Source organism: Pseudomonas monteilii NBRC 103158 = DSM 14164 (genome assembly GCF_000730605.1).
Classification (GTDB): Bacteria; Pseudomonadota; Gammaproteobacteria; order Pseudomonadales; family Pseudomonadaceae; genus Aquipseudomonas; species Aquipseudomonas monteilii.
Window position 1 is genome coordinate 156,957 of record NZ_BBIS01000009.1, and the last position, 26,103, is coordinate 183,059.

The window sequence follows — 26,103 nt, forward strand, 5'->3', positions numbered from 1 at the left end:
ATGCACAAAGGCCGGCTGTCCGGGTGAGGCGAGATCGAGGGGTTGCTACGCCACTTGTCTGGCTGCAGGCACTCCTGAGCCTCGCCCGCTTCTCAAGTTCAGGTGCAGATCGGCAGTGAGGCGCGTGGTTTCATGCCCGCAACAGGTGAACTGCCAGGCCGGCCAGGGCGCAAGCGAACAGTACTTCGATCACGCCCCGCTTGAAGCGGAACAAAGCGATCGCAGCTGCAGCTGCAATAGCCGCGCAAGGCCAGTCAAGCGCTCCACCAAAGCCTTTCGGCCAAAGCACGTGGTAGCCGAAGAACATGGCGAGGTTCAGGATCACGCCCACTACGGCGGCCGTGATCCCCGTCAGCGGTGCGGTAAATTTGATCGCGTTGTGGGTCGACTCTACCAACGGTCCACCGATGAGAATGAACAAGAAAGACGGCAAAAAGGTGAACCAGGTGACGAGGCTCGCCGCGACAGCGCCAGCAAGGAATGGGTGTTCGCTCCCGAACATCGGATAGACGTAGCCACCGACGAAGCCGACGAAGGCAACCACCATGATCAGTGGCCCCGGTGTGGTTTCCCCCAAGGCGAGACCATCGATCATCTGGGTGGGTGTCAGCCACCCGTAGTGCCCTACAGCGCCTTGGTAGACATAGGGCAATACCGCGTATGCACCGCCAAAAGTCATCAGTGCGGCCTTTGTGAAGAACCAGCCCATCTGCGTCAGGGTGCCGTCCCAGCCAAATGACAGCGTCAGCAACCCCATGGGCAGTATCCACAGGCCAGCACCGACCAGCAGCAACCGTACCAGGTGCCCCCAGCTGAAACGGGCATGCTCGGGGGGTGGCGTGTCGTCATCGATCACAGCCGGGCCAAAGCTGTTCTTCGCGGCCGCATGATTGCCGCCAATGACAAACTTGCGGGGAGCGAAGCGACCACCCACATAGCCGATGATGGCGGCCATCAGCACGATCAGTGGGAACGGCACGTTATAGGCGAAGATGGCTACGAACGAGGCGCCGGCCATGGCCCACAGCCAGCCATTCTTCAAGGCCCGTGAACCAATCCGGTGGGCGGCGTGGACGACAATGGCCGTGACCGCCGGCTTGATGCCATAGAAGATCCCCGCGACTACCGGTACCTCGCCAAAGGCGATGTAGACCCACGACAAACCGATCAGGATGAACAGCGAAGGCAGCACGAACAATGCGCCGGCAATTACCCCGCCGCAGCTGCGATGCATGAGCCAACCAATATACGTGGCAAGCTGCTGAGCCTCGGGGCCGGGCAGCAACATGCAGTAGTTCAGTGCATGCAGGAATCGCTTCTCACTGATCCACCGCCGGCGCTCGACAAGCTCTTGATGCATGATCGAGATCTGTCCCGCAGGCCCGCCAAAGCTGATGAAGCCCAACTTGAGCCAGAACAGGAAGGCTTCATATGAACTGATTGACGGCTGAGTTGCTTGCGACGGTGGTTGTTCAGTCACTGCGGGGCGCGTCTCAACCATTTTGGGCTTCCTCACTTGCGAAAGCCGTCAGCAGGCCATCAAAGATGCCTCCGGCGACCATTGTCAGTTGATCGTCATCGCCAATGCTCTCTCTCAATCCGGCGAGGACACGCTCGATACCGGATGCTTCGGAAGGTTGGTACCCCCCAACATCCAGGTAGTGGATAACACCTGCCAGGCGTGCCAAGCCTGGTTGCTGAACGGCAAAGCTCTCAATGAGGGTTTCGAAGGAAACACGGTGGCCAACGTGGCTGAACCTGGCCCCATCAAAATCGAAGCCGAGCGCATCGCTTGGGCAGTCACCGGGACTGGCCAGCCAAATGAATCGGGCGTCGGGATGGATGAAACGACGGATCAGCCAGGCACATGCCAACCGGTCTACCCATGGGCGCTTTCGCGTTGCCCATCGGCGACCTTGGTATTCCCTGCGCTCCAGATGATGGCCAGCACATCTCGCTCCACGGCTTGAAACGCTTCACGGCCCACGCTTTTTTCAGGCAGCAGGTATACGCCATCCCGCAAAACTGCGGCACCCGAGGCCTTCAGGGTTCTCCAGGCGCGCATTCGCTCGGTAGCCTTCGCCGTGGGCAAACCAAGGATCAATAGCGACCAATCAAGCATGTAAAGATCTCAACATAAAATATTTATTTGTTTACATTATGCAAGACCCACGGAAAAGCAATGACTGAGAAACAAAAGGGAAGAAGGCAGCAATGACTGAGCAGCGTGGGCATCCGATCGGAGCGCCTGTCAGCACCCTCACGCACCGCCCATGATGCGCTGGGAGGGGGCACCGGAACAGGCATGCCGGTGCTGGTTTCTCAATGCGGCTGTTATCGTATGTCTCAAGCGCTCATTCTGGTGATGATGGAAGAGGGTCAGATTTTCGATACCGAGCGAATGAGGGCCTGGCTGGTATCTCGTCGAGAACTGATGCCCGTCCCTACCATTGACCATAGCCAGGCGATATTGGCAGGTTGAACGGGCCAGGGCTCTACTGTGAGAAGCGCCGTGCCTTACTCGGCAGGAATGATCGAAATCTTTCCATTGCGCTCGACGATAGCGAACTTCACCTGCTCAATTTTTTCGATGCCTTGGCTGTCTCGTGCTCACTCGAGGATATCGTCCTCCGTGAGGCGCGCCCGGCGCTTCCGGTGGTGAAGAAATCGCCCATCCACATACCATCCCACGCGCTCGAAGCGCCAGACGCGCTGCTGCATCGGCATATCTTCTTGAACAGGGTGACGTCTGGATACCCGTTCATCTTCCGAGATGATCACAGACCTCAGGCGCGCTCGCCGCGTAACCAGCGCTGGTGATAGTGGGAAAGCCGGGTCAGCCCGAACAGGGCGCCTTGGCGCATGACCTCAGACCGCTCGCCGAAGAAACGTTGAGTGCGCGTGAAAACGGCAACGGGTTCGCCGGCAAAAGCCCAAGCAAAGCACATCGTCCCCGGTGGTATTCCGGACTCGGGCGCCGGCCCGGCTACCCCGGTGGTGGCGATCACCACATTGGCATCGCTGTCTCGCAACGCGCCCAAGGCCATTTCCCAGGCTACTGCTTCGCTGGTCAGGCCGTATCGCTCGATGGTTTCGGCGCTGACCCCCAGCAGGCGTTTTTTGGCGTTGGGTGAGTAGACGACATAGCCGCTTTCCAACACCTCTCCGGTACCCGGTATCGCCGCCAACAAAGCCACAAGGCAGCCCGCAGTGCACGATTCTGCTGTGCTCAAAACCAGTTTGTTGTTTTTGAGATAGCCGAGGGCGGCCAGTACAGGGTCGTTTTCCATTCCAGAGTCGACTCGCTTGTTTTGCGGTGGACGCGATCCTGGTGTGTTTGGTTCATCTCATCTATTGCCCGGCGATCTGGAGAAGTGAACCTGACATGAACTTTGCCCCCGCTTCGGCTTCCCTTGTTCAAAGGCAAAGGACAGGAGCGCAAGCTGATGAAACAGAGCGATAGGCAAAAGGAAGCGGGACAGACCAGGCCGCATGGGGAAGAGGAGCGAGACAACGATGCTCATCGTCCGGATGGATCCACCGGTACATCCCATGACTCGACAGCGCAAAAAACGGCCCGTGATCACCATCAGCACAAACGCTGAAACTGCCACATAAAAAAGAGGGTGAGGCTCGCCAGCATGGCGAGCCTCTTTTTGCTAGAGGATCGGTTTGCCGCCAGTCACAGCGTAACGTGAGCCACTGATGTAACTGGCCTCGTCGGAGCCCAGCAGCACGTAAATAGGCGCGACCTCCACCGGTTGCCCGGGGCGTCCCATCGGGTAGCTGGAACCGAAGTTCTTGACGGCTTCGTCCGGCATGGTGGCCGGAATCAAAGGCGTCCAGATAGGGCCTGGCGCGACGCTGTTGACCCTGATGCCTTTCTTGGCTAGCAACTGAGCCAAGCCGGCAGTGAAGTTGGCAATGGCCCCTTTTGTCGCGGCATAGGCCAGCAGGCTGGGGGATGGATCGTCGGAATTGACCGAGCTGGTATTGATGATCGAGCTGCCCTTGGGCATGGAAGGCAGGGCCGCCTGGCAAATACGGAAGATGGCGGTGATGTTGGTATCGAAGGTCTTCACCCATTCATCATCGTCGATTTCCTCCAGGGTCTCGTGGGCCATCTGGAACGCCGCGTTGTTGACCAGGATGTCGATGCGCCCGAACTGGCTGACGGTCTTTTCGACAATGTCATAGCAGTGCTGTTTATGCGCCAGGTCTCCGGGCAACAGCAGGCATTGACGGCCTGCGGCCTCAACCCAGCGCGCGGTTTCTTGCGCGTCGTCATGCTCATCCAGATAAGCGATGGCGACGTCGGCTCCTTCACGGGCGTAGGCAATCGCTACTGCCCGCCCGATGCCGCTGTCTGCTCCGGTGATGAGTGCAATCTTGCCTTCGAGTCGATTGTGGCCGGTATACGACTGCTCACCACAATCCGGGTAGGGCTCCATCTTGCGCTGTGAGCCAGGGACATTTTGAGGCTGCGAAGGGAAGGGCGGGGTAGGGAAGTCTCGCATGGTAGAAGCTCCTGCAGTTGAGAACGCTCATACCGGTTCGAAAGGCCTAGCCCCGGCGTGTTGGTTTCAATCTGCGGTTGGTACGACGAGCGGTGCGGGATATCAATCCAATTGAATTCCATGGCCCATCGCCTGTTCTACCGAATCCAGCTCCAGGCTCATCTCTGCGCCCGGAGCCCAATTCCAGGAGTACCGAGTGCCTCGAATCATTACCCCTACGACCCCTGAGCACGAGATCAGCGAACACAATGCCAGGATGTTCGGCTCTCCCAAGGAGCGTCTGGATTTTTACCGGCGTGAGATCCAGTACGAAACCAGCATCCTGGCCAACCGCACGGACGCCTACCTGGCGGCGCAGTCGTTTCTGGTCATTGCCTTCGTCTCCTCCATGGGAAACCTCAATCAAGGATGGGGCGAGATGTTCACCCTGATCGTACCGGCGTTCCTTGCCTTGCTCGGGGTATTGAGCTCGCTCAACGCCTGGCCTGGCATCCGCGCGGCGTACAACATCATCGATCACTGGCAGCTCAAACAAAGTCATTTGCTGCGCAGCGAGCCGTTGATGGGGCTGGCTTACGACGAATCGCCGCTGTTCTGCGAGGCGGAAACCTCGCGTGCAGGGCATCGAAAGTCATTGCTGTTCTCGCTACGGACGCCGTGGATCTTTCTGGTGTTCTGGGTGCTATTGGGTAGCTACTCGGTTTACATCCAGCTGGCCTGAACACGTTTGCTTGAAAACATGGCGGTAACGTTTTGAAGACTGAGGCCTTACTGACCGAGCGCCTCAACGCCCGAGGGCCGGGCGGACAAGAAGATGAAGTGCGAAACATTGGATTACAGTGGATGCACCGAGGGGAGGGCCGGTGTCAAACGTGCAATCCCTCACCCGGCCGCGCAGCTTGTACTTTGGACTCGTCCCAGTCGCTACGCGTTGCAGCAGTCAGCGCATCCCAGTCATCAGGAGGGTTGCCGCGGCCCAGCATCTTCTCGAATACGGCGTATGGATCGGATTTGCTGCCTGCGGACCGTAGGGTATTTTCGTCGTTGACCCATGCATAGACGATGACCTTGGATGTTGAGTCGTAGCGAAAGAACAGCCGAAAGCGCCTGCCGATTTTTGCCCGCCGCCAATGTCGGTAGGCGGTGACCAGCGTGTTGCCTTGGCGGAACTCATCACGGCCCGAGTCGGCAGGCACAGCCTCCATGATCAGATGGCTCAATGCCCGAAGCAGCTTGACGTTGGCGTTGCTTTCAAAACCTTGCGGGTCGTTCTGCTCGGCCCGGGCGGCGGCTTCTTGCAATTTGCGTAGCTGTAAAGTCACACCTTCTTGGAACAACAGTGTCCAGCCATGTCGCAGCATCAGATCGCGACCTCACCGTCGACATCTTCGTCCAGGTTTACAGAGTGGTTTGCGTTGGCGAGCATGGTTTGCGCCAAGTCTTCCAGGGACACGATCAGTCTCATAGTGGGAGTTTGAGGTGTCTAGGAAACCAGGGGCGATTCAAAGACAGAAGTGATCAGTTGAACAGCCTGCCCGACGACGCCTAAAGACTCTCAGGGTCGCCAAAAAACATTTTGACTTGGCTCTAGAGCAGTAGTTAGAGCCTGAAAAAATAGAATTGTGCCCCCAGTTTTGCCCCCATTTGCACCGGGTGTGCGAGTGATCGCGCATGGCGATTTCTGAAGCGGGGTGGGGTGGACGTGACTGGTATTCAGTGCGCCTCCGTATACTGGATGACCAACCAGAATCCGGCAAATCCCTGGTTATTCGATGAGTCGATATGCGAACTACTTAGCCCACCGAGATGAGACATATGGTGTGACGTCTCTGTCTTCTACCGCCTGAAGCTTGAAGTACTGCCCTTTGGCTTTCAGCGCATGGATGATGCGACATTGGGCATAAGCGGTGCCGTATGAGGTGCTCGGGCCTTGGTAGCCGGCGTCAAAAATCACATCAGCGCCAAAAACTTATGGAATCTTGATACCCAACGCATTCAGCGATGGTGTATCCATCCGGCCATTCACGGTCAGCCCACTGTCCATCTGAAAGGCCATCAACGCACCACGTGTCGCTTTGCCCATCACCCCATCAATGGAGCCTTGGTAATACTGTCGCACCATCAGCGCGGTTTGCACACGGGTGACCAGGTTGCTTTTCTGCTCATTGGTCGCGCGGCTCTTTGAAGTGCTCGAACTTGTCCCGCTGGTAGTGCCAGACGACTGATAAAGACTGTTGCTACTTGGGCTGCTGCTCGAAGCACTCGGCGCGCTGTAGCTTCGGGTACTGGTAGCGGGTGGACTGTAGTAGCGAGGTGCGCTATAGCCACCCGAGCCGCTGTAGTGAGAACTGTGCGAACTGTGGGACCGGTGTGAACTGTGTGAGCGATGTGCCGCATAGATGTTCACGGCGTCTGGCGCATTGAGCGTATCGGCAAATACCGGGGGCTGCAGCTTGTCGTTAGGCTGCCAGTTCGCATCGGCGAGCGGCATATGGCCCGTCTGTGCCAGGGCGGTACCTGCCATAGGCAGCAAACTGATCCCACTGATCAGGACTTTCCAGCGGTCAAGCAATTTCACTGTGCACTCCTTGCATAGGCGCTAAAGGCCTCGGTCGATAGTTGTTGTACGCCGCGGCTCTGCCAGCGGTCGGTGTGGGATTTGAAAAAGCCGGAGCAGTGGCTGACGGCAGCGCATTGCTGACAGGTATCGATGAACAGGTTCTTCCAGTCCGAGATGCTCTGGCGGGCGAAACGCGAGAGGTGGGCCGGGATCAGGCACAGGGGCAAGTTGTAGATCGAAACCGGCACTCCGCGGTTGAACAGGAAATACACTGCCTGGCTCAACGACTCCTCATAGTCCAGCGGGTCAATCCACAGCTCTTCATAGTTCTTCCTAGCCAGGCCGGTACTTTCGATACCCATCAGCGCAACATGCCGCACGAAGGGCAGGTTCCTGAACACGTAGTGGGCGAGCTCCGGCAAGCGTGGCGTGGTCAGGCGATTGAGCACCACGCGTATCTCGATGATCTGGTTGGCACGCGCCAGGTTGTAAAGACCTTGCAGGGTTTCGCTAAACGCGCCGGGAGCCTGCACCACATGGTCATGGTCTTCGGCATTGTCGGCATACAGCGGAATACCCCAGCTCAACTGAGGGTGGTCGATAGTAGAGAGTGCTCGGATCCAGCTCGGATCTTTGAACAGGCGACCATTGCTGAGCACATGAATGGATTTCTGCGGCAAAACGGCTTTGCACTTGGCCAGAGTTTCGAGTAGGCCGTCGCGATAGAGTGTTGGCTCGCCGCCGCTGATGCCCAGGTTTTCCTCGCTCGGGTCCATCAGGTCGATCAGCCGAAGGTTTTCCTCGATGTGCCAACGGTCATCGATATCTTTGGGCGGCTGCGAGCACATCAGGCAGAGGCTGTTGCAACGATCGGTCATGAACAGCAGGTTGCTGTCCGAGCCTCGTCGATACAGCACTCGTACCAAAGCGTTGCCTGGTGTGATGGCAATGACATCGCCGGGCTGCACGACATCGGCATCTTTGGGTGTGTGCAGGTGTAGCCGCTCGCTGTCGAAGTCGCCAATCAATGGCTCTGGGGTCAGGAATCCACCCACGGGCAATGAAAGCAGGTTCGGGCTCCGCAGCCGTTCTTGGTTTGGCAGCCAAAGCAGCAGCTCACCGACCTCAGCGTTTCCGGCACATACAGCCAGGCCTTGTTCGATAAACTCATCCAGGGTGATGACTTTGAGCAGCTTTGGCTCATCCAGGTGATGGATTTCGAAATGGGTATCTTTGCGCAGCATCGCCATCAGCCCCTGTAACCCGGGAACCGAACATCGCTGTAGGAGCGCCTGTTCAACCAGGACAACAACACCCTCTGCGCGTTGTCGTCGCCATCGCGAAGCAGGCCGAATAAATGCTTCAGCAGTCCCATGTTCTTCTTGCAGAAGCTGCTGAACACCCGGTGTCCGATTGGGTCACCTTGGCGAGCATAGTGTTCAATGGGGTCTGCGCCGCAGTAGGGGACCAGTGCGCAGTCCGAGCAGCCCGGCAGTGCCTCCGCAACACCACTGGCAAGCAATGCCTCCATGACGGGCGATGCCAGTAGTTCAGACAAGTGTTGCTGTACGGTGCCGAGCCTCAAGCCATCTTCACCCATCTCCAGTAACATTCGGGCTTCGTCCGAGGGATAGACATAACCGTCATAGTTGTAAACCAACGCCGCAGTGCCTGCGCCAGCAGGGGAGCGCAGGTCCACATAGCCGGAGGAGAAGGGCGTGAGGATGTTCTTCAGCAGCAGGCTCGTGTAACTCTCCGACAGGTACACGCCCTGCTGGTTGATACGCAGCAAATAGTCCAGTGCCTTCTTGTAGAAGGCCAGGTATCGCTCAATCGGATAATCAAGTCGATGGGCACTCTTGGTGGCAAACCCATAAGGGCTCAGAGGCCGAAGCGAGATGCTGGAGAAGCCCTGGCTTACATACTCATCGATGATCGCTTCAGGTTGTTCGAGGCTTCTTGAAGTCAGCGTGGTCAGCGCGGAAACTGCATCATGGCCAAGGCGCTGACGGACCCACTGGATGCCTTTTACAGTGCGTTCGTAGGAGTCTCGTGACGGGGTAGGGCGGTTGGCATTGTGCAAGGGCGCCGGCCCATCGAGCGAGGTCGAAAATTGGATGCGATTTTGTTCTGCGAAGTCGAGTATCTCCTCCGTCAGGTGGTGCAGCGTGGTGGTGATGACGAACTGGATATCCCGTTGTTCGACCACGTTCCGTTCAGCGACCCATTCGACAATCTGGCGGACGCGCTCGAAGGCCAGAAGCGGCTCGCCACCCTGAAACTCCACAGTCAGGGCGGGAGCGTTCGATTCGAACAGGCGATCGACCGCCGCCTGTGCATCCGCTTCCGACAGGTCGTGGCCGGATCCTCCCAGAGGGGCTCGCGACACCTGGCAGTACTGGCAGGTGTGGTTGCAGCGCAATGTAACCACGAACAAGTGCAGTGCAGGGCCCTGGAAGAGGAAGTCCTTGCGGCTGCGATACTGTGCGGCCATTTCCGGGAACGGGTCGTGGCGGCCTGGTTCGTAGATGAAGTGGCGGGCCAGCAGGTCCTTGTAAAAAGGCGTACTTGCTTGAACGTCGAAGTAACTGAGAGCTCGTAATTGCGCGTCGTTCACGTGCATGTACTCACCGGTATCGGAGGTGAGCAGGATGTCACGGTCATGTCCCGTGTTCATGCGCATGAATCGAAAAGGCAGCAAGCGGTAGTGCTTGGCGTCTGTCGCAATCAGTGTCACTGCGAAACCCCACATCCAGCGAGTGCGGCTCGGGCCAGGACTTCGCGCAACCCTGCTGTTTCGCGGTTGATATGGTCGCGTAGGGCGAAGTCGTTCAGATGCTGGAGGATCAGCGAGTGAGCCTGCTCCGGGGAAAGCGTTAGCCTTGCTTCGGCGGGGTGGGCCGTGAGACTTATCTGATTGGTTTCAATACCGACCTGGATCGTGACAGTGTCGGCAAGGGAATAAGCGGCGCGTTGCACCACGCTAAGCGGGTAGGCTGCGCTGTCGAGTTTCAGCGTGACTGGCCATGTCATCGGAACCGGTCCTTCAAATCCGTTGGGAACGTGTGGATTTTGCCGGTTGACGAGGCATTATGCCATCATAATTTTTTACATTTGCACGCATTTGTCCAGCGTGGTTGGTGGTGCGCTCACTGCGGCTCGGCCATTGATACGAGGTAGGGCCGAGGGTTCATATCTCCCTCAGTCCACCCATCCTCATCAATAGCCTGCTTGGCCTCAGGCTGGGGGCATCCTTTTCAAACCATCCAAAGCATGCCCTCAAATATGCCCCCAATGTAGCAATCCACTGGAAGTGAATGGAGCTCCATGGTTTGTGGAAAGGCAGAATTGATCAGCTGAACAGCCTGCCAGACGACGCCTAAAGACTCTCAGGGTCGCCGAAGAACATCTGTATCCTCGACCGCAACCACCTTTCCGCCGGGTCATTATCCTGCGCTCCACGCCAAGCCATGTGCAGTTCGAAACTGCGCACGGGTATCGGCAAGTCCTCGGCACGCAACCCTCCCGCCGCAGTCAGTGCATCGGCCGTGTAGTCCGGCACCGTCGCCACGATATCCGTGCCCGCCAGCAAGCTCCCCAGCCCGTTGAACTGCGGCACCGCCAGCACCACATGGCGCTTGCGACCAATTTCTTCCAACGCTTCATCGATAAACCCGGAAAGGTCTCCGGCAAACGACACCAGTGCATGCGGTCGCGCACAGAAGTCGTCCAGGGTGATGCTGCCGGGCACGCTGTCGGCCCGCAGCAGTTTCGGCATGCTGCGGCGCAGTACTTTGCGCTTGGCGTTGGCCGGCAGTTCGCTGGTGTAGCTGACGCCCACCGAAATCTCGCCCGAAGCCAGCAACGTAGGCATCAGCAGGTAATTGACCCGCCGCACCACCAGCACGATACCAGGCGCTTCCGCGCGAATGCGCTTGAGCAACTGTGGCAGCAGGGCGAACTCGGCGTCGTCTGACAGGCCGATGCGGAAGACGGCATTGCTGGTGGCGGGATCGAATTCGGCCGCGCGGCTGACCGCCGTGGAAATGGAGTCCAGCGCCGGCGACAGCAGGGCGAAGATCTCGTGGGCCCGCGCTGAGGGCTCCATGCTGCGGCCGGTGCGCACGAACAGCGGGTCGTCGAACAGGTTGCGCAGCCGCGACAAGGCCGCACTGATGGCCGGTTGGCCGAGGAACAGTTTTTCCGCGGCACGGGTCACGCTGCGCTCGTGCATCAGCGTTTCGAACACGATCAGCAGGTTGAGGTCTACGCGACGCAGGTCGTTTCGATTCATCGGTGCGCTTCGCCTAAAGTGGGGCAGGGGTGAATCTTAAGGCCAAAGGCTGTTACCCTGCACGGGTTTAGGGGGACCAATTGCAGGGAAAGTGAGGTGCCCAATCGATGACAAGCATGTCGACTATTAATGACCGCTGATGGTCTAACCGGTAAAGCCCGGATAGAGTCAGTGGTAATTAGAGGTTCACAAAGGCGAGGTATGCGATGTCCCGCATGATCCGTTTCCACAAGTTCGGCGCTGCCGATGTGCTCCGTTGCGAGGAGCAGGCCGAACCGTCACCCGCTGCCGACGAGGTTCAGATCCGCGTCCAGGCGGTTGGCGTCAGCTGGTATGACGTGCTTTGGCGCCAGAACCTGGCGCCGTCCCAGGCACGGCTGCCTGCGGGGATCGGCCACGAAATGGCCGGGGTGGTGACGGCGGTCGGTGAAGGGGTAGAAGACATTGTCGTCGGTGATCGGGTTGCCAGCTTCCCGGCTACCAGTGCCAACGACCACCCGGTGTATGGCGATGTCATCGTGCTCCCGCGTTCAGCCATTACCCGCTACCCGGATGTACTCACCCCGATCGAGGCCAGCGTGCATTATACGCCGCTGTTGATCGCCTATTTTGCCTACGTCGACCTGGCGCGGGCCAAGGCCGGGCAGACTGCGCTGGTCACCGACGCCAGCCATTGCGCCGGCCCCGCCTTCGTGCAGCTGGGCAAGGCGTTGGGGCTGAAAGTGTTTGCGGCCACCAAGGAAGCGGAACAGCGTGAGTACCTGCTGAGCCTGGGCGCCGACAAAGTGATTGTCACCGAAGAGCAGGACTTGCTGCTGCAGGTTGGCAAGTATACCGAAGGCCGCGGCGTGGACATGGTTCTCGATGGCATGGGCGGCCCGCAGATGTCGCTGCTGGGCGATGTGCTGGCACCGCGTGGCAGCCTGGTGCTGTATGGCCTGCAAGGCGGCAATCAAACGCCGTTCCCGGCGTGCGCAGCTTTCCAGAAGAACATCCAGTTCTATGTGCATTGCATCGGCAACTTCACCGGCAAGCCAGAGCTTGGCATCAGCCAGGACCAGGTGGCATTGCAGCGCGCCTTGCGCGACATCAACCAGTTTACCGCCGACCAGTTGCTGACACCGCAGATCATCAAGGTGTACCCGTTCGAGCAGGTGGTAGAGGCGCATCGCTACATGGACCAATGCCCGTGCGGCGGGCGGGTGGTGCTGGACATGGCACAACACTGACGGTTGCATGCGTTACTGAAAAACCCGGGTGAGCCCCGGGTTTTTTTGTGTCTGCGGGGTGGGTGTGAAACTTTAAAAATAGGAACGTTCCTACAGTTGAATGTGACAAGTACTACATCTAAGCGGGGTGGTTTTTAGTTGTCGGAAATATTCCGCCAAATAATCTGGCTTGAACGCATTCACCATGCGCTTCAATGTGCGCTCGTACTTCTGGTGAATGGTTTTTTTACCGCGATCTGTATCTTCAAATCGCTCTGCATCCCTCGATAATGGCCCGGTAGTAGTTTGCGCAAGGAGCGTGAAATGAGCATGGCTACGCCGAGGCCAGGGCAATGTGTGTTAGCGATAGGTCATCGTGGCGGAGGGCTTTTTTCGATGGCTTGGCCAGAGTGAAGGGTTACGTCATTACTTCCATTTGATTGTAGGCAATTTCTTCTGGGTAAGTTTGGCGCAGGTTCAAGCTCAATGCAGTGGGCTCGGCATGTGTCGGCTGAATGAAGTGGGTGAGGTGATTTCGTGACAGCTATTCACGACCAGGCAATGCATTACGTCTACGAACAAGTGCTTGAACGCTTGCTGAACCACATGTCACAGGCGCAGCGTGCTTCTTTGCAACTATTGATACAACGGCTGCTGGTTGCGGCGGGCGGGCTCGAGTATATCGGTACCTTCCGTTTGCAGGTGTTGCAGGGCAGCGATCGCCACAGTGCCAGGCTGTTGGCGATGCTGCGTGCCGCACAATTGAGTATTGCCCTGCGTGCGCCGGTAACCTTCCAGCTGCGGGTGCTGGTGGTCAGCTTGCCGGTTGCGGACAGCGCCAGGCTGGACGCGCACGAGCTTAGCTTCAGCGCACTGTTCATGCAGGATGACCCCCGGGTGCAGTTGCAGATGATCGAGGGTGGCGCAGTGGTGCCGTTTCGCCGCCAGCCCTCGGCCAGGCCCGAGCGTTGGGCACTGGCGAAAGACGCTTTGTTGATGTTCGGCCACTTGGTCGACGCCAGGCCTGAAGCCTTACTGGGTAGCCGTCTGCACCTGGAGCTGGCGGGGGCTATAGGTTTTGCGCTGCAGTCACAGGCACCAGCCGATGCATTGGTCACCGCCATACCCGGTGCCCAGCGGCGCCGATACCTGGCATGGGCCCGGCGTAACCTGCGCCTGTCCGGCGAGCACGGCCCGTATGCGATGCACCAGTGCCTGGCGGTGCTGGCCCAAGGTCTGGGCCGGTTGCATGGGGTTGTCGGGGGCGCCCCCAATCGCCAGCCGGCATTGGGCGGCGCATCGGAAAGGGAGATGGTGCGGCTGATAGCCCTCGATGACCTGCTACCGTACGTAGTCGAAGCACAGCCGCTTGATAGCATGCTGGGTTGTAGTATCGAGAACGCCCCGGGTGCCTGGCCACTGTCGGCATTCGTCGATCCGCAAGCCACGGCACAGTTGCACGAACTGCGTGCACGCAGCCTGGACCCCCAGTCCAGCCGCCCCGCGCTGCGTCTGGCCGGGCAGTCGGGCGGTAGCAAGCAACACGAAATACACCAGCCGCAACTCGGCAAAACCTACGGCCTCAATCAGACGCAGCTGGTGTGCTTGCTATTCAGCCCTTTTGCCCGGCAAGGGAAGAACCTCGAACGTTTCCTGCAGTGCCGGCATGCCGATATGTTGGTGGCGTTGCCGTACCTACACAGGGCGTTGCAGGGCAAACCCTGCCCTGATGCGGTGAAAGCCTGGCTGGTGAACACCAGTGGCCTGCCGCTGGTGCAGTTGCGGGCTATTTATAGTGGGCAACTACCGCTGACCGCCTGGCGCCTGCTGAACAACCTCGCCCGCCGCGACGTGCATTTGAGGTTGATGCCTCGGCAGGCGTTGGGGCTGCGGCGCGGCTTTGCGGGGTTGTCCTGATGGGGCGAGTGGCCCCCGGCGAGTTCGCGTATCGCCAGGTATATCGCTACCTGGAAGCCATGATCGATCAGGCGGCAAGCGGTGGCCCATGCCGCTTGCCGTCACTGCGCACACTGTCCCGACGGCTGCGGGTGTCGTTGGCAACGGTGCAGAGCGCCTACAGCCTGCTGGAAGAGGAGGGCCGCGTACGCTGCTTGCCGAGGTCTGGTTATTACGTACAACACGCTTGCAAAGTGCAAGCCGTGACCACGCCCAGTCTGCCACCCCCCGTGCAACCGCTGCTGGAGCGTGCCCTGTTTGGCCACGAACGGCGTTTCGCCCGCCAGCGTGACCGCAGCGTGGAGCCCTGGGGGGCGCTTGGCAGCACCCGCCTGCGCAGTGCATTGGCAGAACGCTATACCCGTTCTTCCAGCCAGTACTGGTGTCGCGATGACGTGCAACTGGCACCTGATGTGCCTGCGTTGCTAGAGACGCTGATGGCGGCGCTGGCCTTGCAGGGCGGTACCGTGCTGGTGCATTCGCCCTGTTGCCGGCAAGTGCTGCTCGCCCTGACGCGTGCAGGCATACGTGTGCTGGAGGTGCCACCGGATGCCCGTGGTAATCCTGACCTGCACACCTTGGCCACGCTGCTGAGGAGCGAGCCTGTAAAGATGCTGGTCATGCCATCGTGCCTGGGCATGCCGCAAGGGCGGCTGGTTTCACCGTATTATCAGCAACAGCTTGGTCTGTTACTAGGCCAGCACCCTGTTTGGTTGTTGGAAAACGATCTGGACAGTGAGCTCTGTTACAACGGGCCACCCAAAAAGCGCCTGCGCGACTGGGTCGACCCGCGCTGGCTGCTGGTGATGGGCGCGTTCGAGTCCACGGTCGGTGCCGAAGCACCGTATGCCTATTTGTTGAGCAAAGACACCGTGCTGACCAAGGCGTTTGCCGAACGCGCGTTTCGGCTTGCGCCACTGCGTCTGCAGGCGCTTGCGCACATGCTCGACAAGGGAGAAATGGACGTACAACTGGCACACCTGCGCACAGACCTGCAAAGGCGCACTCACGGCCTGGCGCATGTGCTTGCGCTGCAATTTGGCCAACAGGTGAGGTTTGAGATGCCGCAAGGTGGGCACATGCTGTGGGTTTGCTTTCGCCAGCCGCTGGTATGGGAGCGTGTCGCCGTAGCCTTGGCAGGTTCAGCGTTGCATGCAGTGCCGGGCGAGCAGTTCTGCCTGCAGGGGCGTTACCCGCAATACCTGGCGTTGATGTGGCCGGGCGGGCTGCCCGACGACCTGCGCCAAGCGGTGGAGCGTTTGGCGCGGGCGCTGGAGCAAGGCTGCCGGCGCCGTGCCCGCCTCTCACATTGAGATCGAAGTGCCTGCAAGTGCAGCACAAGGCTGCGCTTGCAGGCGGTGCAAGCGTGCGTATTGCTCAGTGTTGCTCCTGCCCCTGGCGCAGGCGGGTGCTGACCAGTGCCGCCACTACCAGCAACGCAGCAATGATCCACAAACCATTGCGGGTGCTGCCGGTGGTCTGCTCGATGAGCCCCATTACCGAAGGCCCGACGAAGCCGCCAAACAGGCCACAGGTGGTAACGAAGGCCAGGCCGGCCGCCAGCGCATTGCCGCTCAGGCGGCTGGAGGGGAAGACGAAGATGATCGATTGCACCACGAACAGCATCAGCGCCGTCAGGGAGAACCCGATCAGGCCAACGAACGAGTTGGCCAGCGAGGCCAGCAGCAGCCCGGCCGCCATGGTCAGCAGGCCGGAGAACAGCAAGGTGCGGCAGCGGCGTGGTGAGGTGGCCAGCCGTGGGAAGGTGGCGGCACCGATGGCGGCGGCAACCCATGGCACCGCGGTCAGCAGGCCGACCTGGAAAGGCGATAGCGCAGCGTATGTGCCGATGATGCCCGGCAAGAAGAAAATCACCGTGTAGATGGTGATCTGGTGCACGAAGTACACCACGATCGCCAGCCAGATCTGCCGGTCGCGGAACATCTGCCCCAACTTGCTTTGCTGTGGCGCGGCAGCCCGCTCCGCAGCCAGGCGGCGTTCGATAGCCTTGGCATCGGCGGCCGACAGCCAGGGCGCCGATGCGGGGCCGTCCGGCAACTTCTTCCACACCACCAAGGCCAAGGCCACGGCAGGCAGGCCCTCGAGCACGAACAGCCATTGCCAGCCGTGCCAGCCGAGTACGCCGTCCATTTCCAGCAGGGCACCGCCCAGTGGCCCGCTGAGGATATTTGCCAGGCACACGCCCAGCAGGAAATACCCCGTAGCACGGGCGCGCTGTTCGCGGTCGAACCAATAGGTCAGGTACAACATGACTCCGGGGAACAGGCCCGCTTCGGCTACGCCCAGCAACAGGCGCATGATGTAGAACGAGGTTTCACCCTGGACGAAGGCCATGCCCGCCGAAAGCAAACCCCACGTAATCATGATGCGGGTGATCCAGAAGCGCGCGCCCACCCGATGCATGATCAGGTTGCTGGGCACTTCGGCCAGCGCATAGGTGAGAAAGAACAGGCCGGCACCCAGGCCGTACGCCGCTGCCGACAAGCCCAGGTCGATGCCCATGCTGGCTTTCGCCAAGGCGATGTTGGTGCGGTCAAGAAAGCTCATCACATAGACGACGATGAGCAGCGGCATCAATTTGCGTAACAGCAGGCCGTTCAGGCGCTGCTCTGTGGTGGCGGCAGGGGCCGAAGCCGCTGCACGGGTGAGGGTTGTCATTGTTTTTTTCCCCGTGAAATGTGCTGGTGGCGTGCCGCGTGACCGCGACACGCCAAGGTCTGTGGGTCAGGAGCGGTTGATGTCGAGCCACACTGCGCCGTTGGGGTACTGGTAGCGCTCCAGGGTTTCAGCGTGCATTTCGATGCTGTAGCCCGGGCGTTGTGGCGGCATGTAGCGCCCGCGGCGGATCACCACCGGGTCGATGAAGTGCTCGTGCAGGTGGTCGACGTACTCCAGCACCCGGTTGTGCAGCGAGGCAGACACTGCGATGTAGTCGAACAGGGCGATGTTCTGCACATATTCGCACAGCCCGACGCCACCCCCGTGCGGGCACACCGGTACGTCGTACTTGGCCGCCATCAGCAGCACGATCAGCACCTCGTTCAGGCCGCCCAGGCGGGCAGCGTCCAGCTGGCAGAAGTCCAGCGCACCGGCCTGGAACATTTGCTTGAACATGACACGGTTGTGGCAATGTTCACCGGTGGCCACGCCAATCGGCGCGATGCGTTGGCGAATGGTGGCGTGGCCGAGAATGTCGTCCGGGCTGGTCGGTTCTTCGATCCACAACGGTTCGAAGGCGGCCAGGCGGCGCATGTTGGCGATCGACTCCTCGACCCCCCACACCTGGTTGGCATCCATCATCAGGGTGCGCTCCCAGCCGATTTCGTCGCGCAGGATAGTGGCACGGCGAATGTCTTCTTCCAGGTCGGCGCCGATCTTCTGCTTGATATGGGTCCAGCCATCTTCCACGGCCTCGCGGGCCAGTTTGCGCATTTTTTCTTCGCTGTAGCCCAACCAGCCTGGCGCGGTGGTGTAGCCGGGGTAGCCTTCACGCAGCATCTGTGTCTCGCGCTGGGCTTTGCCTGGCGCCTGGCGTCGCAGCAGGGCAATGGCTTCTTCGGGGGTGAGCACGTCGGTGACATAGCTGAAGTCCAGGCAGCGCACCAGTTGCTCCGGCGTCATGTCGGCCAGCAGTTTCCATACGGGCTTGCCTTCGTGCTTGGCCCACAGGTCCCACACGGCGTTGATGATGGCGGCCGTGGCCAGGTGGATCACGCCCTTTTCCGGGCCCAGCCAGCGCAGCTGGCTGTCGCTGACGGTAAAGCGGTGCCAGAAACCACCCATGTCGGCGGTGATTTCATCGAGGGTGAGGCCGACGATCAAGGGCGCCAGTGACTGCACCGCGGCCGCGCATATCTCGTTGCCGCGGCCGATGGTGAACGTCAGGCCGTGGCCTTCGAGGGCCTCGGCGTCGGTGTGCAGCACCACATAGGCCGCAGAATAGTCGGGGGCGCTGTTCATGGCGTCTGAGCCATCCAGCGACAGTGAAGTGGGGAAACGGATGTCACGTACGCTGAGGTGGGTAATACGAATGCTCATGGTCGGCTCTTGTTCTGTTCAAGCACTGGGAGCGCTGACTGTAGGTTGTCGAGCGATACAGGCATAATCGCCAAATCTTAACCAGCGATACCGGATTCGATATGTCTCGCTTGCCGCCCGATAACGCCCAGGCGCCTGCCAGCCTTGGCGCACTGAAAATCTCCAGCCGGCAGATCACGCTGCTCAATGCCTTGGGCGAATTTGGCAACCTGCGCCGCGCTGCGGCAGCGATGCACACCACGCAACCGGCGGCCAGCCTGTTGCTGCAGCAACTGGAGGAGCGTCTTGGCGTACGTCTGTTCGAGCGTTTGCCAAGGGGCATGCAAGCAACGCTGTACGGCGAGGTGATGATCCGCTACGCACAGAACGCGTTGCATGAGTTCGAGCATGCCCAGGCGCAAATCGCCGAGCTGGCGCGCGGGGCCTTGGGCCTGGTGCGCGTGGGCAGCGTCATGGGGCCGGTGCCGGGCGTGCTGACCAAGGCGATACTGGCTTACAAGCACAACCACCCCAAGGTACGCATCGCCCTGGAAGTCGGTACCAGCGATACCTTGCTGCCCGCCTTGCTGCGCGGTGACTTCGACATGGTGGTGGGGCGCCTGCCGGACCAGAGCGACAGCCAGGCGCTGAACATCGAGCTGTTCGAAGGGGGTGAGCAGATGCGCGTGATTGCCCGCGCAGGCCACCCCTTGGCCCGCGCCACCGGGTTGCAGCTGGCCGACCTGGTGAGCCTGACCTGGATCCTGCACCCCATCGGCAGCCCGATGCGCCGCCGCGTCGAAAGCGCGCTGCAGGCCGGCGGCATGGTGCAGTCGCTGGACATCGTCGAAACCGCCTCGATCCTGGCAACCACGGCCATGCTCGAAGCCTCTGAAATGATTGCAGTGGTGCCCAATGACGTAGCCGAGCACTATGCCCGCTATGGGATGGTCGCCATCCTGCCGGTGGAACTGCCACTGGCCATGGCCAACCTCGGTGTACTCACCTTGCGTTCACGGCCCCACTCGGTTGCCCTCGATACTTTGCTGCGCTACTTGCGGGCGCAATGACCTTCACCCAGCATGAGGCCCTGCGTCTATGCCGCCGGACATGACCCATTCCAGCTTTTGCAACTGGATTCGCTACAAGCACCTGGTGCTGATCGACACCCTGGCGCGCACGCGCAACATGCATGCAACCGCCACCCGCATGAACCTTAGCCAGCCGGCCCTGAGCAAGATGCTGCGCGACCTTGAGGAGCAGTTCGGCTTCGCCCTGTTCGAGCGCTTGCCGCGCAGCATGCCACCTACCGAACTGGGCGAGTACGTGGTGCGTTACGCTCAGGGTGCGCTGGCCGAGTCGCAGCAGTTCGTCGACCAGGTCAACCGCCTGCGCAACGGCGGGCACGGCTTTATTCGTGTTGGCGGTATCTTTGCCGCGACTGCATTGGTTCTGCCGCAGGCCATCGCCGCCATCAAGGCGCGCAGCCCGTTACTGTCGATTGAAGTGGTGGAGCACTCCAGCGATCACCTGCTGGCCATGCTTGAGCAGAACAAGCTGGACATCATGATCGGCCGCTTTACTGAGGAACGCTTCAGCCAGCTGTTCGACTTCCAGCCCTTGGAGCCCGAACCTTTCAGCCTGGTAGTGAACAGCGAGCACCCGCTCAACCAGCTCGACAGCACACCCCTTGAAGCGCTAGGCGACTGGCCGTGGGTGCTGTACCCGGTGGGCACGCCGATCCGCAACCGCCTGGAGCAGGCGTTCCGGGTGGCCGGTATCGCCACGCCTGCCGACAGTGTCGAGACCATCTCCATGCCGATGTTCCTGCAGCTGCTGCAATCGGCACCGATGATTGCCATGTTGCCGCGCTCGATGGTTGCCGCACAGCTGGCCAGCGGGCAATTCAAGGAGCTGCGCAGCCCCTTGCATGTACCTGCGTTGGAGTATGGTGTGGTCACCCGTAAGGAGGAACCGCTGAGCGCTTCGGCTCGGGCGTTTGTCGAGATCCTGCTGGAGGGCGCGCAGCGTCGCAGGGCCGTGTAGAGATAGCCCCGGGGGGCGTGTAGCGCAGCCCTCATGGTCGCACAGGTGATTGATAATCAGGTGCTGAAATCCTCTTGCGATAACTTCAGGTTATCGCTTGATCGGATCATCTCATTGGGAATGCCACGCAAGGCTTCTTAAAGTGGCCACAGCCATAACAAGAAGTCAGCCGCACTGCCCTGAGAGGTCCCATGCAACTGATTGCCAAATCCGGTGACCCTGCCGTCATCCGCTTGAACCCGCTGGACAATGTACTGATCGCCCGTCAGCCGCTGCCGCAAGGCCTGCGTCTGGAGGCCGAGGCGATTACCGTGCGCCAGCCTATCCCCTCGGGCCACAAGCTTGCCACGGTTCGTGTGGAGCAGGGCCAGCCGCTGCGCCGGTACGGCCAGATCATCGGTTTTGCATCGCAGGCCATCGACGCCGGCGACCATGTGCATGTGCACAACGTCCAGATGGGTGACTTTGCCCGCGACTATGCCTTCGGTGTCGACACCCGCAGCCAGCCGGGCAGCGCAGCGCAGTTCCAAGGCATCGTGCGCGCCGATGGCCGGGTCGCCACTCGCAACTACATCGGTATTCTCACGTCGGTGAACTGCTCGGCCACGGTAGCCCGGGCGGTGGCCGACCATTTCCGCCGCGACATCCACCCCGAAGCGCTTGCCGATTACCCGAACATCGACGGGGTGGTGGCCCTGACCCACGGTGCCGGCTGCGCCGTGGACCCCAGCGGCGAAGCCCTTGGCCTGCTGCGCCGAACCCTGGCCGGGTACGCCGTGCATCCCAACTTCGCTGCCGTGCTGATCATCGGCCTGGGCTGTGAAACCAACCAGATTGAAAGCCTGCTGGAAACCCAGGGCCTGCAGGCCAGCGCACAGTTGCGTGCCTTCACGATCCAAGGCATCGGTGGCACCTCGAAAACCATAGCGGCAGGCATCGAGCAGGTTCGCAGCCTGCTGGCCGAGGCCAACCAGGTGAGGCGTCAACCGGTCAGCGCACAGCATTTGGTAGTCGGCCTGCAATGCGGCGGCTCCGATGGCTACTCGGGGATTACCGCCAACCCCGCACTGGGCAATGCGGTTGACCGCTTGGTGGCCGCCGGTGGTACCGCGATCCTTTCCGAAACCCCGGAAATCTACGGCGCCGAGCACTTGCTGACGCGCCGCGCAGTCAGCCGTGAGGTGGGTGAGAAGCTGGTGGCGCGCATTCGCTGGTGGGAAGACTACTGCCAGCGCATGAACGCCGAACTGAACAACAACCCTTCGGCCGGTAACAAGGCAGGCGGGCTGACCACCATCCTCGAGAAATCCCTGGGCGCGGTGGCCAAGGCGGGTTCCAGCAACCTGGTCGACGTGTATCAGTATGCCGAAGCCGTGCGCGCACAAGGCCTGGTGTTCATGGACACCCCCGGCTACGACCCGGTCTCGGCCACCGGCCAGGTGGCCGGCGGGGCCAACCTGATCGCCTTCACCACCGGTCGAGGCTCGGCTTACGGCTGTGCCCCCGCGCCGTCGATCAAGTTGGCTACCAACAACCGGGTGTTCGAGCACCAGCAAGAAGACATGGACGTCAATTGCGGTGGCATTGCCGATGGCTCCACCAGCATCGAGGAGCGGGGTGCGTACATCTTCGATCAGATGCTGCGCATTGCCTCCGGGGCGCGCAGCAAGAGCGAACAGCACGGCTATGGGCAGAACGAATTCGTGCCCTGGCAGATTGGCGCCGTGACCTGATCGTCCGCTCCCGTCCCATTTTCGAGGCAACCGTAATGACCCAACCCACACGTTACAACGTGCAAGCGCTAACCGCCTTTGTCGAGCAACTGTTCGTAAAAGCCGGTGCCGATAGCGAAGTCGCCCAAGTGGTCACCCGGGTGCTGCTCGAAGGCGAACTGCTCGGGCACCGTACCCATGGCCTGAACCTGGTCAGCCGTTACATCGATGGCATCCTCAGCGGGCAGGTCAAGGCCCGCGCACAGGCGCTGGAGCACGTGTCGGACAGTGGTATTTCCAGCGTGTTCGATGGCCACTATGTACTGGGGCCATACTGCGTCAGCCGTGCACTGGACTGCGCAGCCAAAGGTGCGACCGCGCAGGGCATCGGTATCGCCGTGGTGCGCCGGGCTTCGCACATAGGTTGCCTGGCCGCCTACCTGAAGCCCTATACCGACCAAGGCCTGGTGGCCATGGTCTACTCGTCGGACCCGTGTGTGGCGTTGGTCTGCGCCCATGGCGGTATCGACCCCGTGTACACCCCCAACCCGATTGCTGCCGGTATACCGACCCAGGGCGAGCCGATACTGCTGGACGTCAGCATGTCCACGGTCACCCTCGGGTTGGTCGGCCAATGCCGCGATGCCGGCAGCCGCCTGCCCCACCCGGTGCTGGTGAGCAACGACGGGCAACTGAGTGACGACCCGCGCGATTTTTTCACTACCCCGCCAGGCAGCATCCTGCCTCTGGGGGGGCAGGCCTTTGGTCACAAAGGCTTCGCCTTGGCGCTGCTGGTCGAAGCCCTGACCTCGGGCCTGGCCGGTCATGGACGCAAGGACGAACCCACCCAGTGGGGCGCCTCGGCCACTGCCGTGGTCATTGACCCGCGCTTCTTCGGTGGCCTGGAGGCGTTCACCCACGAAACCAGCTTCCTTGGCCGCCTGATTCTGGCAAGCCGCCCGCTCGATCCCGAACGCCCGGTACGCCTGCCCGGGCAAGCCGGCCTTGCCCTGCGTCGCCAGGCACTGGCGCAGGGCGTAAGCCTGTCGCCGCAGTTGATGGCCGACCTCGACCGCCTGGCCGGGCTGATGGAACTGCCGACATTTTCCCAATGATGCACAGTAAGGGTACACAGATGACTGATGATCGATCGAACACCCATCAACCGCTACCGCTAAGTTTTGATGCCAGCGTGTTCGACAGTGGCAGTTGGGTAGGGCGCGTCTGGTTGCCGGAACAGGGGCCGGCGGTGGTGCGGGTGAAGGCTGGCGCCGTCTACGATATCAGCAGCCATGTGGCGACGGTCTCGGCGCTGCTTGAAGTGGATGACCCGGCCGCATACCTGCGTGCCTTGCCGTTGGCCGAGCCGCTCATTGCGCTACCGGCGTTACTGGCCAACAGCGACCCCGCCCGGCGCGACCCGCGCCAGCCATGGCTGTTGGCACCCATCGACCTTCAGGCGGTGAAGGCCGCGGGTGTGACCTTCGCCACCAGCCTGCTGGAGCGTGTGGTGGAAGAGCAGGCCAAGGGTGACCCGGCCAAGGCCGATGCGATCCGTGACACCTTGGCCAGCCGCATTGGCGCCGACCTTTCGCAGATCGTGCCGGGTTCGGCTCAAGCCGAAGCGCTGCGCAAGGTGCTGGTGGAGCAGGGCCTGTGGTCGCAATACCTGGAAGTGGGCATTGGCCCGGATGCCGAAGTATTCACCAAGGCCCAGCCGCTGTCGGCGGTTGGCCATGGCGCGGACATCGGCATCCACCCCAAGTCCAGCTGGAACAACCCGGAGCCGGAAGTGGTGCTGGCGGTGTCGAGCGATGGCAGTATCAAGGGCGCCATGCTCGGCAACGACGTCAACCTGCGCGACTTCGAAGGGCGCAGTGCCTTGCTGCTGTCCAAAGCCAAGGACAACAACGCCTCCACTGCATTGGGGCCGCTGCTGCGGCTGTTTGACGAAAGCTTCGGGCTGGACGACGTTCGCACTGCCGAGGTGGACCTGCGGGTGGAGGGTGAAGACGGTTTCGTCCTGTCGGGTCGCAGCTCCATGCGCCAGATCAGCCGCGACCCCCAAGACCTGGTGCAGCAGACGCTTAACGAAAACCATCAATACCCCGACGGCCTGGTGCTGTTCCTTGGCACCCTGTTCGCGCCCAAGCAGGACCGCGACCAGCCGGGCAACGGCTTTACCCACAAGCCGGGCGATGTGGTGAGCATCAGCAACCCGCAACTGGGCACCTTGTGCAACCGCGTGACCACCAGCGACCTGGCACCGCAATGGGCGTTCGGCCTGCGCGCGCTGATCGACAACCTCGGCCGGCGTGGCTTGCTGGAGGTTGCAGCCACTGCACGCAGGCCCTGAACGACACGCTGCGCCAGGGAGGGGCGCAGCATCAACGAGGGATCGCCAAGGCGCTGACAGCGCGGCAACAATAATAATAAAGGTCGACACATGAACCCTATGAAGAAGTACCAGCGCATCACCGTCGTGTTCCTGCTGCTGATCGGCATCGTCAACTACCTGGACCGCAGTGCGCTGTCGATCGCCAACACCTCCATCCAGAAAGACATGATGATCAGCCCTTCGCAGATGGGCATTCTGTTGTCGGCGTTTTCCATCGCCTATGCCTTTGCCCAACTGCCGATGGGCATGATCATCGACCGCCTGGGCAGCAAGATCGCCCTCGGTGCCTCGTTGCTGGGCTGGTCGGTTGCCCAGGCTGCGTTCGGCATGGTCAGCAGTTTTGCCGGTTTCATGGGCCTGCGGGTATTGCTGGGGATTGGCGAGGCGCCGATGTTCCCGTCGGCCGCCAAGGCTTTGTCGGAGTGGTTCGATGCCAACGAACGCGGCACGCCAACCGGCGTGGTGTGGTCGTCGACCTGCCTTGGTCCCTGTCTGGCACCGCCGTTGCTGACGCTGTTCATGGTCAACTTCGGCTGGCGCGGCATGTTCATCATTACAGGCGTGATCGGCGTGGTACTGGCGGTGTGCTGGCTGAGCTTCTACAAAAGCAAGGCGCGATACCTGGCCGAGCTGGCAGCCGAAGGCAAGCCGCTGCCGGGTGAGCACCAGGCGCCCGCGTCCTCGGTGCACGCGCCGAAGCCTTCTTACTTTGCCGGCTGGCTCGACCTGTTCAAGCACCGCAGCACCTGGGGGGCGGTACTGGGCTTCATGGGTGTGATCTACATGCTGTGGCTGCACTTGACCTGGTTGCCGGGTTACTTCGAGCGTGAGCACGGCCTGGACCTGTACAAGACCGCCTGGGTCGTGTCGCTGGCCTACGGTTTTGGCGCGGCAGGTACTATCGTTGCCGGCCGCTTCTGCGACTGGCTGGTAAAACGTGGCATGAGTGTGCTGGGCAGCCGCAAGTTCAGTGTCATCACCGGCCTGGTGCTGGCAGCACTGTTCACCTTGCCGCTGTCGTTCGTCACCGGCCTGACCGGCTGCATCATCCTGCTGTGCCTGGCGCTGTTCAGCATCAACATGGCCAGCGCAACCGCCTGGATGATCGTCAACACCATCGTCGACAGCCAGCGCGTGGCCTCGTTTGGTTCGATCCAGAACTTCGGCGGTTACATCGCCGGCTCTGTCGCGCCGATCGTGACCGGCTTCAGCATCCAGTATTCGGGCTCGTTCACCACGGCGTTCATGATCAGTGCGGTGGTGGCGCTGTGCTCGGCGGTGGCTTACTTCCTGCTGCTGCAGGCGCCGCTTGGCAGCGTGAAGGCCGAGGCGGGGGACATGGTCACCGCGACGGAGTGACCCACGGTACTTGCC

General features: G+C 60.9%; 22 protein-coding genes and 2 pseudogenes. 11 read left to right on the forward strand and 13 right to left on the reverse strand.

Translation table 11 applies throughout. From position 1 onward, the window contains the following. Nucleotides 1-130: 130 nt before the first annotated feature. A complete protein-coding gene (chrA, locus tag PM2_RS04590) occupies nucleotides 131-1,501 on the reverse strand; it encodes a chromate efflux transporter (RefSeq protein ID WP_028698752.1) in 1,371 nt (456 codons plus the stop codon). Then, nucleotides 1,494-2,122: pseudogene (locus PM2_RS04595) on the reverse strand (chromate resistance protein ChrB domain-containing protein). The gene chrA and the pseudogene PM2_RS04595 overlap by 8 nt, the downstream one beginning before the upstream one ends. 183 nt (nucleotides 2,123-2,305) lie before the next feature. On the opposite strand from PM2_RS04595, the gene PM2_RS30650 reads away from it, so the two are divergent. Further along, nucleotides 2,306-2,482: a hypothetical protein gene (locus tag PM2_RS30650; protein ID WP_154670321.1), complete on the forward strand. Its 177-nt coding sequence runs from the start codon at nucleotides 2,306-2,308 to the stop codon at nucleotides 2,480-2,482. A gap of 35 nt (nucleotides 2,483-2,517) precedes the next feature. Here PM2_RS30650 and PM2_RS30655 read toward each other — a convergent pair. The 3 genes and pseudogenes from PM2_RS30655 to PM2_RS04610 form a co-directional block, all read right to left on the reverse strand. After that, nucleotides 2,518-2,676 (reverse strand): annotated as a pseudogene (locus PM2_RS30655) (YetF domain-containing protein); the annotation flags it as partial. Between the two features lie 110 nt (nucleotides 2,677-2,786). Beyond that, nucleotides 2,787-3,290 (reverse strand): CinA family protein, encoded by a 504-nt coding sequence (locus PM2_RS04605; protein WP_025753052.1) that lies wholly within the window; start codon nucleotides 3,288-3,290, stop codon nucleotides 2,787-2,789. 369 nt (nucleotides 3,291-3,659) lie between these two features. Continuing rightward, the gene (locus PM2_RS04610) at nucleotides 3,660-4,517 is read right to left on the reverse strand and encodes an SDR family oxidoreductase (RefSeq protein WP_019098270.1); all 858 of its coding nucleotides are present in this window, start codon (nucleotides 4,515-4,517) and stop codon (nucleotides 3,660-3,662) included. A 196-nt stretch (nucleotides 4,518-4,713) separates the two neighbouring features. On the opposite strand from PM2_RS04610, the gene PM2_RS04615 reads away from it, so the two are divergent. Further along, nucleotides 4,714-5,238 (forward strand): hypothetical protein, encoded by a 525-nt coding sequence (locus PM2_RS04615; protein WP_016486361.1) that lies wholly within the window; start codon nucleotides 4,714-4,716, stop codon nucleotides 5,236-5,238. Nucleotides 5,239-5,383: 145 nt separating this feature from the next. On the opposite strand, the gene PM2_RS04620 is transcribed toward PM2_RS04615, so the two are convergent. The 6 genes from PM2_RS04620 to PM2_RS04645 all read right to left on the reverse strand — a co-directional run bounded on the left by PM2_RS04620 (nucleotide 5,384) and on the right by PM2_RS04645 (nucleotide 11,371). After that, complete coding sequence (locus PM2_RS04620) at nucleotides 5,384-5,878, reverse strand: type II toxin-antitoxin system YhaV family toxin (RefSeq protein WP_028698753.1); 495 nt, start codon at nucleotides 5,876-5,878, stop codon at nucleotides 5,384-5,386. A gap of 608 nt (nucleotides 5,879-6,486) precedes the next feature. Further along, on the reverse strand, nucleotides 6,487-7,095 hold the full coding sequence (gene hxsA, locus PM2_RS04625) for a His-Xaa-Ser repeat protein HxsA (protein WP_019098273.1): 609 nt from the start codon (nucleotides 7,093-7,095) through the stop codon (nucleotides 6,487-6,489). Then, entirely contained in the window at nucleotides 7,092-8,327 is a 1,236-nt protein-coding gene (gene hxsC / locus PM2_RS04630; protein WP_028698754.1) for a His-Xaa-Ser system radical SAM maturase HxsC, read from the reverse strand. The genes hxsA and hxsC overlap by 4 nt, the downstream gene beginning before the upstream one ends. Next, entirely contained in the window at nucleotides 8,327-9,814 is a 1,488-nt protein-coding gene (gene hxsB, locus PM2_RS04635) for a His-Xaa-Ser system radical SAM maturase HxsB (protein ID WP_019098275.1), read from the reverse strand. The genes hxsC and hxsB overlap by 1 nt, the downstream gene beginning before the upstream one ends. Further along, nucleotides 9,811-10,110: a His-Xaa-Ser system protein HxsD gene (gene hxsD, locus PM2_RS04640; protein ID WP_019098276.1), complete on the reverse strand. Its 300-nt coding sequence runs from the start codon at nucleotides 10,108-10,110 to the stop codon at nucleotides 9,811-9,813. Before hxsD ends, hxsB begins: the two co-directional genes overlap by 4 nt. 346 nt (nucleotides 10,111-10,456) lie before the next feature. Then, nucleotides 10,457-11,371: a LysR family transcriptional regulator gene (locus PM2_RS04645; RefSeq protein ID WP_014591302.1), complete on the reverse strand. Its 915-nt coding sequence runs from the start codon at nucleotides 11,369-11,371 to the stop codon at nucleotides 10,457-10,459. Nucleotides 11,372-11,577: 206 nt separating this feature from the next. Between PM2_RS04645 and PM2_RS04650 the strand changes: the two genes are divergently transcribed. The 3 genes from PM2_RS04650 (at nucleotide 11,578) to PM2_RS04660 (ending at nucleotide 15,848) form a co-directional block, all read left to right on the forward strand. Beyond that, nucleotides 11,578-12,600, forward strand: coding sequence for a zinc-dependent alcohol dehydrogenase family protein (locus PM2_RS04650; protein WP_016714170.1), 1,023 nt, complete (start codon nucleotides 11,578-11,580; stop codon nucleotides 12,598-12,600). A 516-nt stretch (nucleotides 12,601-13,116) separates the two neighbouring features. Next, nucleotides 13,117-14,496 carry a hypothetical protein gene (locus tag PM2_RS04655; protein WP_016714169.1) on the forward strand — a complete coding sequence of 460 codons (1,380 nt, stop codon included), beginning with the start codon at nucleotides 13,117-13,119 and terminating at the stop codon, nucleotides 14,494-14,496. Further along, nucleotides 14,496-15,848 (forward strand): GntR family transcriptional regulator, encoded by a 1,353-nt coding sequence (locus PM2_RS04660; protein ID WP_028698755.1) that lies wholly within the window; start codon nucleotides 14,496-14,498, stop codon nucleotides 15,846-15,848. Before PM2_RS04655 ends, PM2_RS04660 begins: the two co-directional genes overlap by 1 nt. 64 nt (nucleotides 15,849-15,912) lie before the next feature. Here PM2_RS04660 and PM2_RS04665 read toward each other — a convergent pair whose 3' ends face one another. Continuing rightward, nucleotides 15,913-17,214: an MFS transporter gene (locus tag PM2_RS04665; RefSeq protein WP_028698756.1), complete on the reverse strand. Its 1,302-nt coding sequence runs from the start codon at nucleotides 17,212-17,214 to the stop codon at nucleotides 15,913-15,915. A 66-nt stretch (nucleotides 17,215-17,280) separates the two neighbouring features. Then, complete coding sequence (locus PM2_RS04670) at nucleotides 17,281-18,594, reverse strand: L-fuconate dehydratase (RefSeq protein ID WP_028698757.1); 1,314 nt, start codon at nucleotides 18,592-18,594, stop codon at nucleotides 17,281-17,283. A 101-nt stretch (nucleotides 18,595-18,695) separates the two neighbouring features. Between PM2_RS04670 and PM2_RS04675 the strand changes: the two genes are divergently transcribed. The 6 genes from PM2_RS04675 to PM2_RS04700 all read left to right on the forward strand — a co-directional run bounded on the left by PM2_RS04675 (nucleotide 18,696) and on the right by PM2_RS04700 (nucleotide 26,088). Next, on the forward strand, nucleotides 18,696-19,643 hold the full coding sequence (locus PM2_RS04675) for a LysR family transcriptional regulator (RefSeq protein WP_028698758.1): 948 nt from the start codon (nucleotides 18,696-18,698) through the stop codon (nucleotides 19,641-19,643). Between the two features lie 28 nt (nucleotides 19,644-19,671). Then, complete coding sequence (locus PM2_RS04680) at nucleotides 19,672-20,619, forward strand: LysR family transcriptional regulator (RefSeq protein ID WP_016714164.1); 948 nt, start codon at nucleotides 19,672-19,674, stop codon at nucleotides 20,617-20,619. Nucleotides 20,620-20,810: 191 nt separating this feature from the next. After that, nucleotides 20,811-22,352: a UxaA family hydrolase gene (locus PM2_RS04685; protein ID WP_016714163.1), complete on the forward strand. Its 1,542-nt coding sequence runs from the start codon at nucleotides 20,811-20,813 to the stop codon at nucleotides 22,350-22,352. A gap of 35 nt (nucleotides 22,353-22,387) precedes the next feature. Further along, complete coding sequence (locus tag PM2_RS04690; protein ID WP_028698759.1) at nucleotides 22,388-23,446, forward strand: Ldh family oxidoreductase; 1,059 nt, start codon at nucleotides 22,388-22,390, stop codon at nucleotides 23,444-23,446. Beyond that, nucleotides 23,443-24,687 carry a fumarylacetoacetate hydrolase family protein gene (locus PM2_RS04695; RefSeq protein WP_371257718.1) on the forward strand — a complete coding sequence of 415 codons (1,245 nt, stop codon included), beginning with the start codon at nucleotides 23,443-23,445 and terminating at the stop codon, nucleotides 24,685-24,687. Before PM2_RS04690 ends, PM2_RS04695 begins: the two co-directional genes overlap by 4 nt. Nucleotides 24,688-24,786: 99 nt before the next feature. Next, nucleotides 24,787-26,088, forward strand: a complete 1,302-nt coding sequence (locus tag PM2_RS04700; protein ID WP_019098283.1) for an MFS transporter — start codon at nucleotides 24,787-24,789, stop codon at nucleotides 26,086-26,088. The last annotated feature ends 15 nt before the right edge of the window (nucleotides 26,089-26,103 follow it).

Excerpts from the sequence above, each read along its gene's own strand:
- hxsC (WP_028698754.1), bottom strand. The coding sequence starts at position 8,327 with ATGGCGATGCTGCGCAAAGATACCCATTTCGAAATCCATCACCTGGAT.
- PM2_RS04645 (WP_014591302.1), bottom strand. The coding sequence starts at position 11,371 with ATGAATCGAAACGACCTGCGTCGCGTAGACCTCAACCTGCTGATCGTG.
- PM2_RS04690 (WP_028698759.1), top strand. The coding sequence starts at position 22,388 with ATGACCCAACCCACACGTTACAACGTGCAAGCGCTAACCGCCTTTGTC.
- PM2_RS04700 (WP_019098283.1), top strand. The coding sequence starts at position 24,787 with ATGAAGAAGTACCAGCGCATCACCGTCGTGTTCCTGCTGCTGATCGGC.
- PM2_RS04670 (WP_028698757.1), bottom strand. The coding sequence starts at position 18,594 with ATGAGCATTCGTATTACCCACCTCAGCGTACGTGACATCCGTTTCCCC.
- PM2_RS04685 (WP_016714163.1), top strand. The coding sequence starts at position 20,811 with ATGCAACTGATTGCCAAATCCGGTGACCCTGCCGTCATCCGCTTGAAC.
- PM2_RS04660 (WP_028698755.1), top strand. The coding sequence starts at position 14,496 with ATGGGGCGAGTGGCCCCCGGCGAGTTCGCGTATCGCCAGGTATATCGC.
- PM2_RS04610 (WP_019098270.1), bottom strand. The coding sequence starts at position 4,517 with ATGCGAGACTTCCCTACCCCGCCCTTCCCTTCGCAGCCTCAAAATGTC.
- chrA (WP_028698752.1), bottom strand. The coding sequence starts at position 1,501 with ATGGTTGAGACGCGCCCCGCAGTGACTGAACAACCACCGTCGCAAGCA.
- PM2_RS04650 (WP_016714170.1), top strand. The coding sequence starts at position 11,578 with ATGTCCCGCATGATCCGTTTCCACAAGTTCGGCGCTGCCGATGTGCTC.
- PM2_RS04675 (WP_028698758.1), top strand. The coding sequence starts at position 18,696 with ATGTCTCGCTTGCCGCCCGATAACGCCCAGGCGCCTGCCAGCCTTGGC.
- hxsD (WP_019098276.1), bottom strand. The coding sequence starts at position 10,110 with ATGACATGGCCAGTCACGCTGAAACTCGACAGCGCAGCCTACCCGCTT.
- PM2_RS30650 (WP_154670321.1), top strand. The coding sequence starts at position 2,306 with ATGCCGGTGCTGGTTTCTCAATGCGGCTGTTATCGTATGTCTCAAGCG.
- PM2_RS04605 (WP_025753052.1), bottom strand. The coding sequence starts at position 3,290 with ATGGAAAACGACCCTGTACTGGCCGCCCTCGGCTATCTCAAAAACAAC.
- PM2_RS04695 (WP_371257718.1), top strand. The coding sequence starts at position 23,443 with ATGATGCACAGTAAGGGTACACAGATGACTGATGATCGATCGAACACC.
- PM2_RS04665 (WP_028698756.1), bottom strand. The coding sequence starts at position 17,214 with ATGACAACCCTCACCCGTGCAGCGGCTTCGGCCCCTGCCGCCACCACA.
- PM2_RS04620 (WP_028698753.1), bottom strand. The coding sequence starts at position 5,878 with ATGCTGCGACATGGCTGGACACTGTTGTTCCAAGAAGGTGTGACTTTA.
- PM2_RS04680 (WP_016714164.1), top strand. The coding sequence starts at position 19,672 with ATGCCGCCGGACATGACCCATTCCAGCTTTTGCAACTGGATTCGCTAC.